General features: G+C 37.6%; 14 protein-coding genes and 1 riboswitch. Of the genes, 7 read left to right on the top strand and 7 right to left on the bottom strand.

Translation table 11 applies throughout. The features are described from left to right. The first annotated feature begins 2 nt into the window (after positions 1-2). Together ACMGGO_RS18665 and ACMGGO_RS18660 are read left to right on the top strand one after the other, a co-directional pair. The gene (locus tag ACMGGO_RS18665) at positions 3-1,748 is read left to right on the top strand and encodes a vWA domain-containing protein (RefSeq protein WP_048391971.1); all 1,746 of its coding nucleotides are present in this window, start codon (positions 3-5) and stop codon (positions 1,746-1,748) included. Then, complete coding sequence (locus ACMGGO_RS18660) at positions 1,732-4,326, top strand: VWA domain-containing protein (RefSeq protein ID WP_279494037.1); 2,595 nt, start codon at positions 1,732-1,734, stop codon at positions 4,324-4,326. Before ACMGGO_RS18665 ends, ACMGGO_RS18660 begins: the two co-directional genes overlap by 17 nt. Positions 4,327-4,480: 154 nt before the next feature. On the opposite strand, the gene thiW is transcribed toward ACMGGO_RS18660, so the two are convergent. The 7 genes from thiW to ACMGGO_RS18625 form a co-directional block, all read right to left on the bottom strand. Next, positions 4,481-4,981 (bottom strand): energy coupling factor transporter S component ThiW, encoded by a 501-nt coding sequence (gene thiW, locus ACMGGO_RS18655; RefSeq protein ID WP_054549817.1) that lies wholly within the window; start codon positions 4,979-4,981, stop codon positions 4,481-4,483. Between the two features lie 94 nt (positions 4,982-5,075). Then, positions 5,076-5,183: riboswitch (TPP riboswitch) on the bottom strand. A gap of 66 nt (positions 5,184-5,249) precedes the next feature. Continuing rightward, positions 5,250-6,446: an MFS transporter gene (locus ACMGGO_RS18650; protein WP_048391968.1), complete on the bottom strand. Its 1,197-nt coding sequence runs from the start codon at positions 6,444-6,446 to the stop codon at positions 5,250-5,252. Between the two features lie 490 nt (positions 6,447-6,936). Next, complete coding sequence (locus ACMGGO_RS18645; protein WP_054549818.1) at positions 6,937-8,010, bottom strand: ABC transporter substrate-binding protein; 1,074 nt, start codon at positions 8,008-8,010, stop codon at positions 6,937-6,939. Further along, entirely contained in the window at positions 8,007-8,804 is a 798-nt protein-coding gene (locus tag ACMGGO_RS18640) for an ABC transporter permease (RefSeq protein WP_048391966.1), read from the bottom strand. The genes ACMGGO_RS18645 and ACMGGO_RS18640 overlap by 4 nt, the downstream gene beginning before the upstream one ends. Further along, positions 8,801-9,610, bottom strand: a complete 810-nt coding sequence (locus tag ACMGGO_RS18635; RefSeq protein WP_048391965.1) for an ABC transporter permease — start codon at positions 9,608-9,610, stop codon at positions 8,801-8,803. Before ACMGGO_RS18635 ends, ACMGGO_RS18640 begins: the two co-directional genes overlap by 4 nt. Beyond that, positions 9,600-10,706 (bottom strand): ABC transporter ATP-binding protein, encoded by a 1,107-nt coding sequence (locus tag ACMGGO_RS18630; RefSeq protein WP_048391964.1) that lies wholly within the window; start codon positions 10,704-10,706, stop codon positions 9,600-9,602. Before ACMGGO_RS18630 ends, ACMGGO_RS18635 begins: the two co-directional genes overlap by 11 nt. Positions 10,707-10,723: 17 nt before the next feature. Next, positions 10,724-11,266, bottom strand: a complete 543-nt coding sequence (locus ACMGGO_RS18625) for a helix-turn-helix domain-containing protein (protein ID WP_004224674.1) — start codon at positions 11,264-11,266, stop codon at positions 10,724-10,726. Positions 11,267-11,672: 406 nt separating this feature from the next. On the opposite strand from ACMGGO_RS18625, the gene ACMGGO_RS18620 reads away from it, so the two are divergent. From ACMGGO_RS18620 to ACMGGO_RS18600, 5 genes are all read left to right on the top strand, one after another. Further along, positions 11,673-12,215 (top strand): peroxiredoxin, encoded by a 543-nt coding sequence (locus ACMGGO_RS18620; RefSeq protein WP_004224676.1) that lies wholly within the window; start codon positions 11,673-11,675, stop codon positions 12,213-12,215. A gap of 149 nt (positions 12,216-12,364) precedes the next feature. Next, complete coding sequence (locus ACMGGO_RS18615) at positions 12,365-12,820, top strand: TlpA family protein disulfide reductase (RefSeq protein ID WP_004224678.1); 456 nt, start codon at positions 12,365-12,367, stop codon at positions 12,818-12,820. Between the two features lie 141 nt (positions 12,821-12,961). Next, positions 12,962-13,624 carry a potassium channel family protein gene (locus ACMGGO_RS18610; protein ID WP_004224679.1) on the top strand — a complete coding sequence of 221 codons (663 nt, stop codon included), beginning with the start codon at positions 12,962-12,964 and terminating at the stop codon, positions 13,622-13,624. 6 nt (positions 13,625-13,630) lie between these two features. After that, positions 13,631-14,110, top strand: a complete 480-nt coding sequence (locus ACMGGO_RS18605; protein WP_279494043.1) for a hypothetical protein — start codon at positions 13,631-13,633, stop codon at positions 14,108-14,110. A gap of 133 nt (positions 14,111-14,243) precedes the next feature. Further along, the gene (locus ACMGGO_RS18600; RefSeq protein ID WP_420282121.1) at positions 14,244-15,347 is read left to right on the top strand and encodes a GNAT family N-acetyltransferase; all 1,104 of its coding nucleotides are present in this window, start codon (positions 14,244-14,246) and stop codon (positions 15,345-15,347) included. Positions 15,348-15,357: the final 10 nt, after the last annotated feature.

Below are 15,357 nucleotides of genomic sequence, written 5' to 3'. Positions count from 1 at the left end.
TATTGGGCTTTAGTCAAATTATATTTAGCTGGACGGCCATCATCCCGGTCATTGTCCTACTTTATTATTTCTTTCGAAAAAAATATACAGATCAAACAGTTTCTTCGACGCTTTTTTGGTCGGAGATTATGCAGGAAACGCGAGTATCGCCTTATTTAAAGCATTTACAAAAAAATGCCCTACTATATTTACAGCTTCTTGCTTTACTGCTACTTGTTTTGGCATTGATGAATCCTTATATAAAAAAATCAACCATTGTTGGTGCACAAACCATATTTATTGTAGATACTTCAGCCACAATGCTGGCAGGTAAAGAGCAATCAACCTTTGACGCTCATAAACAGGAAATGCTGAACTTGATGAATGAATTGAATGGTCGACCTGTCACATTAATTACAACTGGTGCTGCACCAAAAGCTGTTTTACAGCAAGAAACAAACACGAGTGAAATAAAAAAAGCTATTCAAGATTTACAAGTAACCTATGAAACTGCTGAAATGAATAAGGCGCTGGATGTAGCACAGGCATTTGTGGGCGACACACCGACTTCTATCTATGTTTTTACAGATACACTTGATAAAAAGCAATTACCGATGGACAAGGATTCTGTGAAATGGCTAGTAAGAGGTGCTACAAAAGACTTAACAAATATCGCTATCACCCGCTTTGCTGCTACGACAGATGGGCAAGCTACGCTGGCACTTGTACAACTCCATAATGATACAAATACCGAGCAAAAGGTAACGCTCGCATTGAATAATGCAGAGGGTGAGGAGCTGGTAGCAGAAAGTGTCGTTGTGCCTCCAAATGAAGCCATTACGAAAACATTTAAAGATTTGCCTTTAGCAAAATCCATGACAGCTATTATTGATGCAAAAGATGATTATGACATAGACAATCAACAAACAGTTTTACTACAAACGACTACGTCAAAAATTATTGTTGATCAAGGCTTGCATCAACTGATACAAAAAGGTTTTCAAACAGTTAGTAGTGGCGTAAAAATCGTCCCTTCCTTGCAAGTCGCTGACAATCAAGATGCTACCATAATCACAAACCAATCAGCGTTATTGGAAAAGATGGACAATCCCCTCGTATTATTTGGTCGTGATGATGCAGAAAAAGTAGATGCGAATGGGACGGTAAGCACTAGCAGTGATGCATTATTTGCCTTTAGTGAACTAAAGGATGTTTATGTTAGTGCTGTTTATCCTGGTTTTGCGGACTATGAAACGATTGCTTCTGTTGGAGAAGAGCCGTTCATCCAACGCTCCCCAAAAGGAGATATCGTTGTTTTAGCCGATATTGCTGATACAGATTGGCCTTTACATCCATCATTCCCACTATTTCTATGGAGTACAGAGCAGCAGCTAACAGAATCAGTTGGGTCACTTGGGATTTTTTCACCCAATGAACAACGTGCAGTTGCTTTAGCGCAAGGAGACTGGAATGTTTATTCGCAAGAAGACGAGTTTCTTTCGTCTGTTACGAAGGGGATGCTAACTGCGCCCAAACAGCCAGGCATTTATATGGTACGCTCAAATAATGAGGAAAAACAATTGATTGTACAATTGCAAGCACAAGAACGTGTCATTGAACAAGGAACAAGTTTTACATTAGGTGATATTTCAGACAATGGAAAGGAAGAAGTGTCGATGACCTCTTTCGTGCCTTGGCTAATTGTAATTATTTTACTATTGCTTGTTTCAGAGTGGGAGGTGCAACGACGTCGTGGATTTACGAATTGATATGCCGTTAGTATTGTTGTTACTCCTTCCATTATTCTTGTATTTTGGATGGACATACTTTCATGAGCGACAGCGACTTAAAAGAAGTCATATTGTTGTACTTACTATTCGCATAGTGGCAGCAGGCTGTTTAGTTTTTGCACTCGCAGGTCCATATCTATTATTACCAATCAAAGAAGAACAAATTATTTATTTAGTAGACCGTTCTGCTTCTATGAATGGTACGGAAGATGAGATGGTTCAGTTTATACAGGAGAGCCTCCAATCAAAAAAAGAACCGCAGCTTGCGGGCATTTATTCATTTTCCTCTACTTTACAAACAGAAGCCATTTTATCTAAAACATTAAAGGAAGTACCGAAACTAACTGAAATTAAAGCTACCGATCAAACAAATATAGAACAAAGTCTACAGCTTGCTTCAGGGATTATAGATCCTAAAAAAGCAACTCGTCTTGTGCTATTAACAGATGGTAATGAGACAAAGGGCGATGCTTTAGAATTTGCTACGAAGTTGAAAGGCTCTAATATTAGTGTGGATATTAAGCCTTTTAGTCAACCAGTTGTCAATGATGTATCACTAAAAAGCTTTGTATCCCCTCAAGTTGCTTACGTTGGAGAGCAACAACAATTAGTGACTGACATACTTGCAACATCAGCAGGCCAAGGCGAGCTATTACTATATGAAAATGATGAGCTTATTCATCGAGAGGCAGTTGAGCTGACTGAAGGCACGAATGTGTTTACCTATAAACATGCAGCAACAGCTGAAGGACTTGTAAAATATGAAGCCGTTGTTCAAGTTGGTCAGGATGCCATTTTTGAAAACAATAAGTTAACTAGTGTCACAATGGTTCAAAGTGAACCACATTTATTAATCGTTAATGGTTATGAAACAGCTTCACCCATCGCAGCAGCACTTGGTAGTCAATCCATTGCCTATGATGTTGTAGCACCTAAAAGTTTACCAAATGAACTATCCAGCTATTTGCAATATAATGCTATCATCTTCGACAATGTACCAGGTCATTTAGTGGGTGAAGCAAAAATGAGTGTTATTGAGCAAGCAGTCAAAAACTTTGGAGTTGGTTTTACAATGGTGGGTGGAGAAAATAGTTTTGGTCTAGGTGGCTATTTTAAAACACCGATTGAAACCTTATTGCCAGTGGAAATGGAAATTAAGGGCAAAGAGCAATTACCTTCCTTAGGATTAGTGATTGTACTTGACCGTTCTGGCAGTATGCAAGGCTCGAAGCTTGAGCTTGCTAAGGAAGCAGCGGCACGTTCTGTTGAGATGTTGCGAGACGAGGATACATTAGGATTCATCGCCTTTGATGATCGTCCTTGGGAGATTATAGAGACAGGGCCTCTTAACAGTAAAGAAGAGGCTGTGGATACTATTTTATCAGTAACACCTGGTGGGGGAACAGAAATCTATAGTTCATTAGCTAAAGCCTACGAGAACCTTGCTGATTTAAAGCTCCAACGTAAGCATATTATCCTCTTAACAGATGGGCAGTCACAGGCAGGGAACTATGAGGATTTAATTGGTGAAGGGAAAGAAGAGGGTATAACCTTATCGACAGTAGCGATTGGACAAGATGCCGATGCGAACTTATTAGAAGCGCTTAGTGACATGGGCAGTGGACGTTTCTATGATGTGATAGATGAGCAAACCATTCCTTCTATTTTATCTCGAGAAACAGCTATGATTTCCCGCACCTATATTGAGGACAATCCATTCTATCCGGCAATTTATAATGCAGCAGGATGGAACTCACTGTTTGCTAATGGTGTCCCACAAATGAATGCATATATTGGGACAACGGCAAAACAGGGGGCTACTGTTGTAGCAAAAAGCGAGAAAGAAGATCCTGTGTTAGCGCAGTGGCAATATGGTCTTGGTAAAACATTTGCCTTTACATCTGATTCAACGGGTAAATGGACAGGAGATTGGGCAAGATGGCAGAATTGGGGAGCATTTTGGCAAACACTTATTTCTCAAATGCTACCAAGCTACAATGATGTAGCCTATGATGTAAGATTGGAAGCAGATGGTTCCTTTATGATTACAGACCCTACAAATGAAGCCGCATTTTTAGATATTGTAGCGGTAAATGAAGCAGGGGAGGAGCTAGAAACACAACTTGAAACCATTTCCGCATCTCAAGTTCGAGCTGTAGTACAAGCTGAACCTGGATTAATTTTCTTCCGTATAGCAGATGAAAAGCAGGCCATTTATCAGGCAGGGCTAAGTGTTCCTTATAGTGCTGAATACGAACTACTCCCTGTAAATAACCAACTGATAGAAGAGTTAACTCAACGAACAGGAGGCACTGTTTTAAAGGAACCACAAGATGTCTTCCGTGACTTTACGACAAAAGGAGCAGATCGGCAAAATATTGCCACATGGCTACTCTTAGCAAGTATGCTTCTTTTCTTTATTGATATTACGATAAGACGTTTTGGTTGGAATTTCCTAACGAATGCGAAGAAAAAAGAGCCGCTGGTTGAGGAAAAAACTATACCAGAAGACACGAATGTAGCACAGTTGTTAAAAGGCATGAAAAAACGATCTTAAAATAGAGGAAGCAGTGCAAATTCGAATAGTTTTGCACTGCTTTTTATATTCCTTGAAATAGAGAGTTATCCCCTTTGTAAAGAGGGTAAATGAGAAGAAAAGCGATCCAAATTGGACTACCCCAGCTCAATGAATGCTCATAATTCAATCTCTCTCAATAAAGAGAAGAATTAAACCTCTTTACTAGCTCTGTTTTACGCAAGCTACTTGCAACCATTACACCTAAAATAGCACCGATCGTACTTGATGTTAAAAAGGCTGGTAGGAAGAAGAATGCTGCTACAGATGTTCCCATGAATAATTTTGCATAAGGGACGGCAATAAGTGAAGCCAGAATGCCCGTTCCGATAACTTCTCCGATACCAGCTAACCACATTTTATTGCTATATTTATAGGCAAGGGCAGCACAGAACGCACCGATGATACTACCAGGGATAGCTAGTAGAGAGCCTGTTCCAGTAAGGATACGAATGATGGCAGTGACAAAGGCAACTATAACTGTTGGTACGGGTCCAAGTATAATGGCTCCTATCACATTAATAGCATGCTGAACTGGGTAAGCACGTGCGATTCCTGTTGGGATGGATACGAAAGTAGAGCCTGCAACAGCAACGGCTACTAATAAAGCCATGACTGTTAATTTACGAATTGACATAAAGTTCACTCCTTTTGGTAAAGTTCGTGAGGAAAAATAAAAAGGCCACCCCCTTTAAACAATAGGAAGCGGCCTTGCGTGTATATAGTGACAACAGCAAGTAGCGCCACTTCCCTCCGCTAGTGTGAACTAGATCAGGTTCAAAGGGTCCGTATATTACCATATACGTCTCAGCCTTTAAAAGACTCCCCTAGTGGTTAAAATCATTCAATTTTGTGAATCAACAATAATGTAACATACTGCTAAAAATAGTCAATGATTTTTCAGACTATTTTGTATCGGGATGCATTAAATGAGGTGCTTTTTTCACTGTCCAGATGAGCGCAAGGAAGAAACAGGCTAATAATATGATAGAACCGAAAATATATGGGCTATTCATATTCCAGTCAAATAATAAACCTGCCAAAGCGGGTCCAATCATATTTCCGAGGCTCATATAGGCATTATTCAAGCCCGCAGCAAATCCCTGCTCTTTCTCTGCAAGCTTTGAGATGAGTGTATTAACAGCTGGACGAATTAATGTCGTTGCTGTAGAGAAAATTGTTGCTACAACTAAAATAAGGGCAAAGCCAGAAACAAATAATATTAAGAAAATAGCAACGGATGCAATAAATAAATTTACTAGTACTACTTTCATTTCACCATAACGATTGAACAGTGGTGTAATAATAAACATTTGTACTACTACTCCAAAAGCACCACCAACAACTAATATAATCGCTATATCTACAGGTGTGTAATTAAACTTTTCTGTCACAAATAATGACAATGTCGTTTGGAAATTTGCAATTCCAAACGAGAACACCAGCATAATTATGAGCATAACAAAATAAGGCATATGTATGGAACGAGCCATTTGCTTCGCCAGATTGTCTTGCTTTTGTTTCTGTTGAGCAGTGTTTGGTTTGGTAGAAGGTAATAAAAAGTAAGATAAAATAGATGCTACAATGGCTGCAGCTCCAGCTGTGAAAAATGGGAAATGTAAGCTTACCTTTGCTAAAAAGCCACCAATACCTGGTCCAATCATAAAGCCAAGAGACATAGCGGCACCCAACATCCCCATACCTTTCCCACGTTCTTCATAGGTTGTGACGTCAGCGACAAAAGCCATAATAGGAGGTGCAACAAATGCGGAACCTAGACCACCTAAAAATCGTGCTAAAAAGAGCATCCATACATCTGTAGCAAGGCCAAATCCGATTTGTGCAAGACCTGTTACGATAAGACCGAAAATAATTAAATTTTTTCGTCCGTACTGATCTGAAAGATTCCCAGCAATAGGAGAAAATACGAATTGAGCTAAGGCGAACGTTGCGATTAGCATACCTAGAACTTGTCCTGCTGCACCAAATATTTTTAAATACTCTGGCATGACAGGAATAATAATGCCAATACTCCCCATTGCGATAAACATATTAAACATTAAAATATACAAAGCCGCCTTATTGGACTTCTGCTGGGTCATCGAATGAACCCCCTTTTTGTAATCAAATATAGTACAGTCTATCATAAAGAATTATTGCTTGGCTAATAGTTAAGATTATAGTACTGGTTCTATATTTAGAATGGTTTTCCACAAAAGTTTTTATCCACGCACCTATGCATGATGAAATAATACATTTTAGTCATAAAAGTTGAGGGAAAAGAAGCTATGGGAGGATAAATTAGTAAAGCAACAACAATTGAGGGACTTCTCTTATAAAGGGAGAATTAAAAATTTGGAGAGTCTGTCTGTAATGGTATAAAGCATGGCTATAAATTGTAGCGATGTTGAGCGTTAGAAGTTATGGACTATCAAAAATACACTAATGTGAGAATCTATTAAAATTTAGATAAAATATTTTATAAATATAATAATGCAAATAGTGATTGAAAATGTTCTTAGTTTAATAAACAGTTAGATAAGCAAAGTAAAAAACTAGCGAATTGGTGTGAAAACCAATTCGCTAGTTTAATTATCTGATACTCATTTTAAATTCTAAAAATAATTCGTTGTATTTCCCTAAATAATCAGGTCCTAAATTTTTGTAGACCTCTAATGTATCGCGTTGTTCTTCAGAAGGATAGTAGCGTTCGTCAGAAACAACTTCTTCGTCCATTAAGTCCATAGCGGCAATATTAGGAGTAGAATAGCCTACAAAATCAGCATTTTGAGCACCTGATTCAGCACTTAGCATGAAGTTAATAAAGGCGTGGGCACCATCAATATTTTTTGATGTTTTTGGGATGACCATATTATCAAACCATAAGTTTGAGCCTTCCTCAGGTACAGCAAAGTCTAACTCTTCATTTTCATACATCATATCAGCTGCTTGGCCAGACCATGTAAGGGCAACAGTTGCCTCATTATTGATCATTAACGGTGTGATTTCATCTCCAATGATCGCTTTAACATTTGGTGCAAGTGTAATTAATTTGTCAGTAGCTTCACGAAGTTCCTGATCATCTAGTGAATTCAGAGAATAGCCAAGACTGTTTAAGCCCATCCCAATGACTTCACGCGCACCATCTACTAAAAAGACTTTTCGCTTTAAAGAAGGGTCCCATAAATCGTCCCAAGAGGAGAAGTCTAAGTCTCCAACAAGGCTCGGATTGTAGACAATACCTACTGTTCCCCAAAAATAAGGGACAGAATATTTATTGTTAGCATCGAATGGTAAATCTAAAAAGTAAGGATCAATATTTTTTAAATTAGGGATTTTCGTTTTATCTAAAGGAATTAATAATTTTTCTTCCTTCATCTTCTCAATCATATATTCAGAAGGGACAGCAATATCGTAAGCTGTTCCGCCTTGCTGAATCTTTGTCATCATAGCTTCATTGGAATCGAATGTTTCATAGATGACATGAATGCCTGTTTCTTTTTCAAATTCTTTTAACAAATCAGGATCAATATATTCTCCCCAGTTAAAGATGGTTAACGTGTCTTTTCCACTTTTACCGCCTCCCGCACTTAAGGCATCAGCCGCATAGAATAAAAGGGCTGAAACGACAAGGATGGCGATGGTAGCTTGAATTAGTGACTTCATCGATGCCCCTCCATTCTTTTACTCGTACGACTTGTCATGAAATAATAACCAACAACAACTAAAACCGTAACAAAGAATACTAATCCAGAAATTGCATTCACCGTTAGAGAAATTCCTGCGCGGGCCATTGAATAAATTTCTACGGATAAAGTACTAAAGCCATTACCTGTTACAAAGAATGTCACGGCAAAATCATCTAATGAATACGTAAGGGCAAGGAAGAAGCCTGCAAAAATACCTGGCTGAATATAAGGAAGAATGACACGCATCATAACGTCCTTTTTCGTTGCCCCTAAATCTAATGCTGCATCGATTAATGAGTTATTCATTTCTAGTAGCTTTGGTAAAACCATTAATACAACAATCGGTACACTAAATGCAACATGGGCTAGTAAAACAGATGCAAAGCCCAGTTTAATGCCTACCATTGTAAATAAAATTAAGAAGCTAGCCCCGATAATTACGTCTGGGCTGACGATTAAGACATTGTTTAAGGATAATAAAGTATTACGCATTTTAGAATCCTTAACCGTCACAATTCCAATTGCTCCTAGCGTACCAATAATAGTAGAAATGAGAGCAGAAAGTAATGCCACGATGACCGTATTTATTAATATAACAAGAAGACGTGAATCTTCAAAAACAGCTTGATAATGCTCCAAAGTAAAGGATTCAAAATTATTCATGGAGCCGCCACTATTAAACGAGTAAAAGATTAAATAGAAAATTGGAGCATAGAGAACGATAAAAACAATTGTTAAATAGACTTTGGCTGAAGCAGATAGTTTGTTCATCGTACGCGACCTCCTTTATCCTTTTGTCCCGTAATTAGCATGATAATCACCATGAATAAAATTAAGAATACAGCAATAGTGGAGCCCATACCCCAGTTTTGCGTCACAAGGAATTGCTGTTCAATCGCTGTGCCTAGAGTAATGACACGGTTCCCTGCAATTAAGCGAGTAATCATGAACAGGGATAGGGCAGGGATAAAGACAACTTGAATACCAGATTTAACGCCATCCATTGTCAATGGTAAAACAACACGACGGAAGGTTGTAAAAGCCGAAGCACCCAAATCCCGTGCTGCATAAATGAGCGTTGGGTTTAAACGATCTAAAGAATTGAAGATCGGTAAAATCATAAATGGAATAAAAATATAGACCGACACAAAGACAAAGCTAATATCGGTAAAGAGCATTTGCTTTGGATCGAAGCCAAATACTTCGATAAATGCATTAATAGGCCCGTATAACCCAAAGATGCCGATAAAGGCATATGTTTTTAACAAAAGATTAATCCATGAAGGAATAATAATAAGTAGAAGCCAAAGTTGTTTATGCTTAGTCTTCGTTAAAAAATAAGCAGTTGGGTATGAAATTAATAGTGTAAAGAATGTAATTAAAAATGCATACCAAAACGAGCTCAAAGTCATCTTTAAGTAAACAGAAGAAAAGAACGCTTTATAGTTATCGAGCGTAAAGTTGCCATGTAAATCAAGCAGGGAATAATAGACAACGAGTGCAATTGGCGCGATAACGAAAAAGGCAATCCATAACACATATGGAAATAACGCTGATTTTGATGTTTTAGTTTGCATCTTCATCGTCTCCATACGATTCTAATCGTTTATCAAACTCTTCCTCTGTTTCGTTTAAGCGCATTACGTGAATCGCCTCAGGATCAAAGTCTAAGCCAATCTCAGTCCCTACTTCTGCTTTCTTCAATGAATGGACTAGCCACTCATTACCATCTTTATCGTATGTGGATAATTCATAATGTACCCCTCGGAATAATTGTGTATCCACTTTTACCACAAGTTTGCCTTTATCGATCGTTGTCATTTCTAAATCTTCTGGTCGAATGACAATGTCTATTTTTTCATTTGGCTTCATCCCTTGGTCGACACATTCAAAAACTTTGCCAGCAAATTCAACCTTGAAATCCTCAATCATCACGCCGGGTACAATATTGGATTCACCAATAAAGTCAGCAACAAAGCGGTTAATCGGTTCATCATAAATATCCACTGGTGTACCTGACTGCTGAATTTGTCCTTCACTTAAGACAAAAATTTCATCACTCATGGCAAGTGCTTCTTCTTGATCATGTGTAACAAAGACAAATGTTTTACCAAGACGTTGCTGTAATTCACGTAGCTCATATTGCATTTCTGTACGTAGCTTTAAGTCTAAAGCTGAAAGTGGCTCATCCAGTAAAATTACTTCAGGGTCATTGACAATGGCACGTGCAATCGCGACTCGTTGTCGTTGTCCACCAGACATTTCAGATATTTCGCGGTTACCATAGCCTGCCAAATTGACAAACTTTAAGGCTTCAGCTACACGCTCTTTTATGTCCTTTTCAGGAAGCTTTTTAATACGTAGGCCAAATGCGACATTTTCAAACACATTTAAATGAGGGAACAGCGCATAATCCTGAAAAACAGTATTAACTTGACGTTCATTGGCAGGAACTGCATTAATCTTTTTATCATGGAAAAATATATTTCCTGTTGTAGGTTCCGTAAATCCTGCAATAATTCGTAAAATGGTTGTTTTACCACAACCTGATGGACCAAGCAGTGTATAAAATTTCCCTTTTTCAAGCTCCAAATTGATATTTTTTAAAACGACGGTACCGTCGCTATATGACTTTGAAACATTTTCAAAGCGGATAATTGAATTGGTTGTCATGGATGCGCCTCCTTAAGCTATAAATAAGAATCTGTTGCGACAAGTAAAATTTTTGTTTCATCATCATGTGCATTAAAAATCTGATGATGGTCTGTCGCGTCATAATAAAGTGCGTTACCTTCACTTGCGATATACTGTTCATTCCCTAAAACGAGACGAATACGCCCTTTAACAACATAAATAAATGTTTCAGAAAGCGAAGGCTCAAACTGTTTAAACTCGCCATCTGCTGCAAAGGTTAAGAAAATGGGTTCCATCTCTTTTTCATTCGAAGTAGGAATCAGCCATTGAATTTCATATTTTTTTTCTTCATCTGTATAGGTAGATTGGTCTTCCTCTGTATAAACAACCTTCTGTTCAGGTGATTCATCATCAAAAAAGTCTTTGGGTCTTGACCCTAATACTTCTAAGATTGAAAATAATGTTTCAATTGAAGGTGAGTTTAGATCACGTTCTAATTGGGAAATATAACCTTTGCTTAAATCTGTACGTTCTCCAAGTTCCTCTTGGGTAAGACCTTTTTTTAAACGAAGCGCTTTAATTTTTGCTCCTATTTGCATCTTTTCCCTCCTAAGAGAAGTTTAGCAATGATAAACTTTCGAAATATGAAGTTTACTTTAACGAAACTTTTAGTTTACTAAAACCATTACAATTATACATAATAATAAAAAATTTGCAATCGTTTTTCGTGAAAAAAATAGCTGTAAAAAGTTAAAAAATAGGGTATAAATGAAAGTGAGAAAAATTTTGAATAGAGTAGAATATTATTGTCAAAAATAGCTTGTAGATAGACAATAGCAATAATTCCAGTTATGGATTTGACGAATTTTTGTCAATCCATTTTAATCATCCAAACGGGCGGAGTTTACTTGTTTGAAAAACTGCGGTTACTCTGCTATCGTAGAAGACGAGTTCGCTAGTGCGAATGGAATATATAAACTACATATTTATTCGGAGGGATTTATTATGGCAGAACGCATGGTAGGTAAACAAGCACCTGACTTTACAATGGAAGCAGTACTTTCAGACAAATCGTTTGGTAAAGTATCATTAGAAGATATTAAAGCACAAGATAAATGGACAGTTCTTTTCTTCTATCCAATGGACTTTACATTTGTATGTCCAACTGAAATCACTGCAATGAGCGATCGTTATGACGAGTTCGAAGACTTAGATGCAGAAGTAATCGGTGTTTCTACTGACACAATCCACACACACTTAGCATGGATTAACACAGACCGTACGCAAAATGGTCTTGGTGAATTAAAATACCCATTAGCTGCTGATACAAACCATCAAGTATCTAAAGAATATGGTGTATTAATTGAAGAAGAAGGTATCGCATTACGTGGTTTATTCATCATCAACCCAGAAGGCGAATTAAAATACCAAACAGTGTTTGATAACAACATCGGCCGTGATGTTGATGAAACACTACGTGTACTTCAAGCACTACAAACTGGTGGTCTTTGCCCAGCTAACTGGCGTCCAGGCCAAGCAACTCTATAATCTAAATAGAGTCGAATCATTATGCGAAAAATTAAAAGTCCCCACGACAAGCTTGTGGGGACTTTTAACTGAATTTTTGTTTTGGGAAAGAGTTTTTATACCGTTATCTAAATATTTGAAGACAAACGATCTTTTAGAGGAGGATTTTTATGAAACTTCGTGAACAAATGCCTGAATTAGTTGGCGCAACGACTTGGTTAAATGGTGAAGTAACTAAAGCAGAATTAGTAGGCAAAAAACCAACATTAATCCACTTCTGGTCAGTAAGCTGTCATTTATGTAAAGAAGCAATGCCAGATGTGAACAATTTCCGCGATCAATATAAAGATGAATTAAACGTTGTAGCAGTACATATGCCACGTTCTGAGGCAGATACTGATTTAGACACAATTAAAGCAGTAGCAGCAGAGCATGATATTGTGCAACCAATCTTTGTAGATAGTGAAATGAAGCTAACAGATGCTTTTGAAAACCAATATGTTCCAGCATATTTTGTGTTCGATAAAGATGGTCAGCTGCGTCATATGCAAGCTGGTGGTAGTGGTATGAAAATGCTAGAAAAGCGTGTAAACCGCGTGCTAGATGAGATGCGTAACGCAGAATAATAATGATATGTTGAAGACGGGGATTAAGGTCCTCGTCTTTTTTGTTGTCCACCATTGACGAATTGGCTCTTGTTTTGACAATACATATCGCAGAGAATAGGCTACAATGGTGGTATAGTAGTTTTCGGAGGGATTTTTATGATGAAAAAAGAGTTTGCAGTCATAGGGCTTGGACGTTTTGGAGGCAGTATTGTTCGTGAATTAATGAGTCAGGGCGCACAGGTAATGGCAATTGATCATTCTTCAGAGCGTGTAGATGAGTTTGCTTCCATTGCTACACAAGCTGTTATTGCAGATTCAACCGATGAATCGGTGTTGAATTCATTAGGTATTCGTAATTTTGAGCACGTGATTGTAGCAATTGGGGAAGATATTCAAGCAAGTATATTAACAACAATCATTTTAAAGGAAATTGGTGTTGAGCAAATTACAGTAAAAGCTCAAAACGATTACCATGAAAAGGTTTTACGTAAAATTGGCGCAGATTTTGTCGTCCATCCTGAGCGAGATATGGGTATTCGTATTGCTAATAATATGTTGTCGAATACTGTTCTAGATTATTTAGAGCTATCAGATGAACACTCCATTATGGAATTAAAGGCTAATGATGCGATTGCTGGCTATTCCATTATGGATTTAGATATTCGCGCTAAATATGGCATCAATATTGTAGGAATTAAGCGTGGGGCTGATATTATCGTATCTCCACAGGCGAGTGACAAGATTTTATTAGGAGATATTATGCTTGTTATAGGCGCTGATGTTGATATAAATCGCTTTGTTAAAAAGGCCTTGAATGGGTAAGAGCAAATGACGAAACGCAGATGGAGACTTGTTATATTCGCTGGTATTTTATTAGTCGGTGCTTTTATTATGCAAAACAGAGAAAAAAGTGAAGATGAAGCTATTTCTCTTGTTCTAGATCATGCCACAGAAATTGACGACATTGAATTATTCCAAGGAGATCAATCACTATTTCATGCTACAGGCGATGAAGCACAAGGCTTTATTGAGAAATATCCTTTAAGTCATGTAAGGAAGCTTTCCAAAAAGGAAAGAACTATTTTTGAAGAAAAGCCTGTATATCATATCGTTTATAAAATGAAGGATAAGCCTCTTTATGAGGTAGAAATATTAAAAGTGGCTATTAGTTCTGAACTTGATGAAGAGTTACAGCAAATGGTTTTTCGTGTGGATGATGCACAATATTTGGTTTATTGGGCAAAAGAGAAAAAGGTACTCGAACAATCGACCAACACGCAACGATTACTTGAACAATACGGGCAATAATGCAGGTAGTGATACAGCAATTCATGCTGGTCACTACTTTTTTATTCTATTTTTAAGAAAAAATTGGAAAAAATATTTGATTTCATCGAGAGAGTTAGATTAAACTTTGACATAAAGAAGGGGGCTAGATGTAATGAAAATCATGTCAACTAATTGTGTAATCGAACAATTACAACCAGAGCATTTTACAGATATACAAAAACTCTACTCTAATAAACAAGTTCGAACTTATCTCGGTGGTGTTCCATCAAACAGCTATATAGAAGCATCTTTTAAAGGCATGCTAGAAGCGCCATTCCCTAATACATATTTATATATTACTTTAAAGGAGACAGGTGAATTTATAGGTCTTGTCTCGATCGATGAATACCATGATAAGGAGTTATATGAGCTTTCCTATCAATTTTTACCTCAGTTTTGGGGGAAGGGGTTAGCTTTTGAAGTGCTAACGCAGGTAATTCAGGATGGTTTGAATTATCTGAATATAGAATCTATTGTGGCAGAAACACAAACAGCGAACAAGGCATCATGTCGCTTGCTCGAAAAATTAGGAATGAAAAATGTACAGATGTTAGAAAGATTTGGGCAGGAACAAGCTGTCTATGAATTAAGTAAAAATAATGATTCGATAAGACAAATCATCGCCCTATCAGGTGGTGGGTTTTCTCAGCAGAACCTTTCATTTATCGATGAGTACATTTTACGACAAACTCAGAAAAATGAACGAGTTAAAATTTGTTTTATTCCCACAGCAAGTAATGATGCGCAAGGGTATATCGAGAAGTTTTATGCAGCATTCTATCATTGTGATGCAACCCATATCTTGCAAAAAGATATGCATGATAGAAGCATTCGAGAAAAAGTACTAGCGCAGCATATTATCTATGTGGGTGGAGGGAATACAGGTTATCTTCTTGAAAAGTGGCGAGAATATGGTTTTGATAAATTGTTAAAGGAAGCTTATCAAAAAGGGATTATATTAGCTGGCATCAGTGCTGGGGCAATGTGTTGGTTTGAAAAATGCTATAGTGAAAATACATATGATGATTTTGAGGAATGGAATGGCTTAGGACTATTATCAGGTACCTATTGTCCACATTATAATGATCCAGAGAGAAGGAGGGCATTTGATCGCTGGATAGAAAATCATCCCACATTACAAGCATACACACTCATAGATACTGAGACACTCCATTTTAGGGATGAAAAGCTAGTAGCTAAAATTCAAACCTACTAGAAGGGACGAA

It is taken from the genome of Lysinibacillus sp. BNK-21 (genome assembly GCF_048684915.1).
Classification (GTDB): Bacteria; Bacillota; Bacilli; order Bacillales_A; family Planococcaceae; genus Lysinibacillus; species Lysinibacillus capsici.
This window is presented reverse-complemented; position numbering and strand designations above follow the sequence as displayed.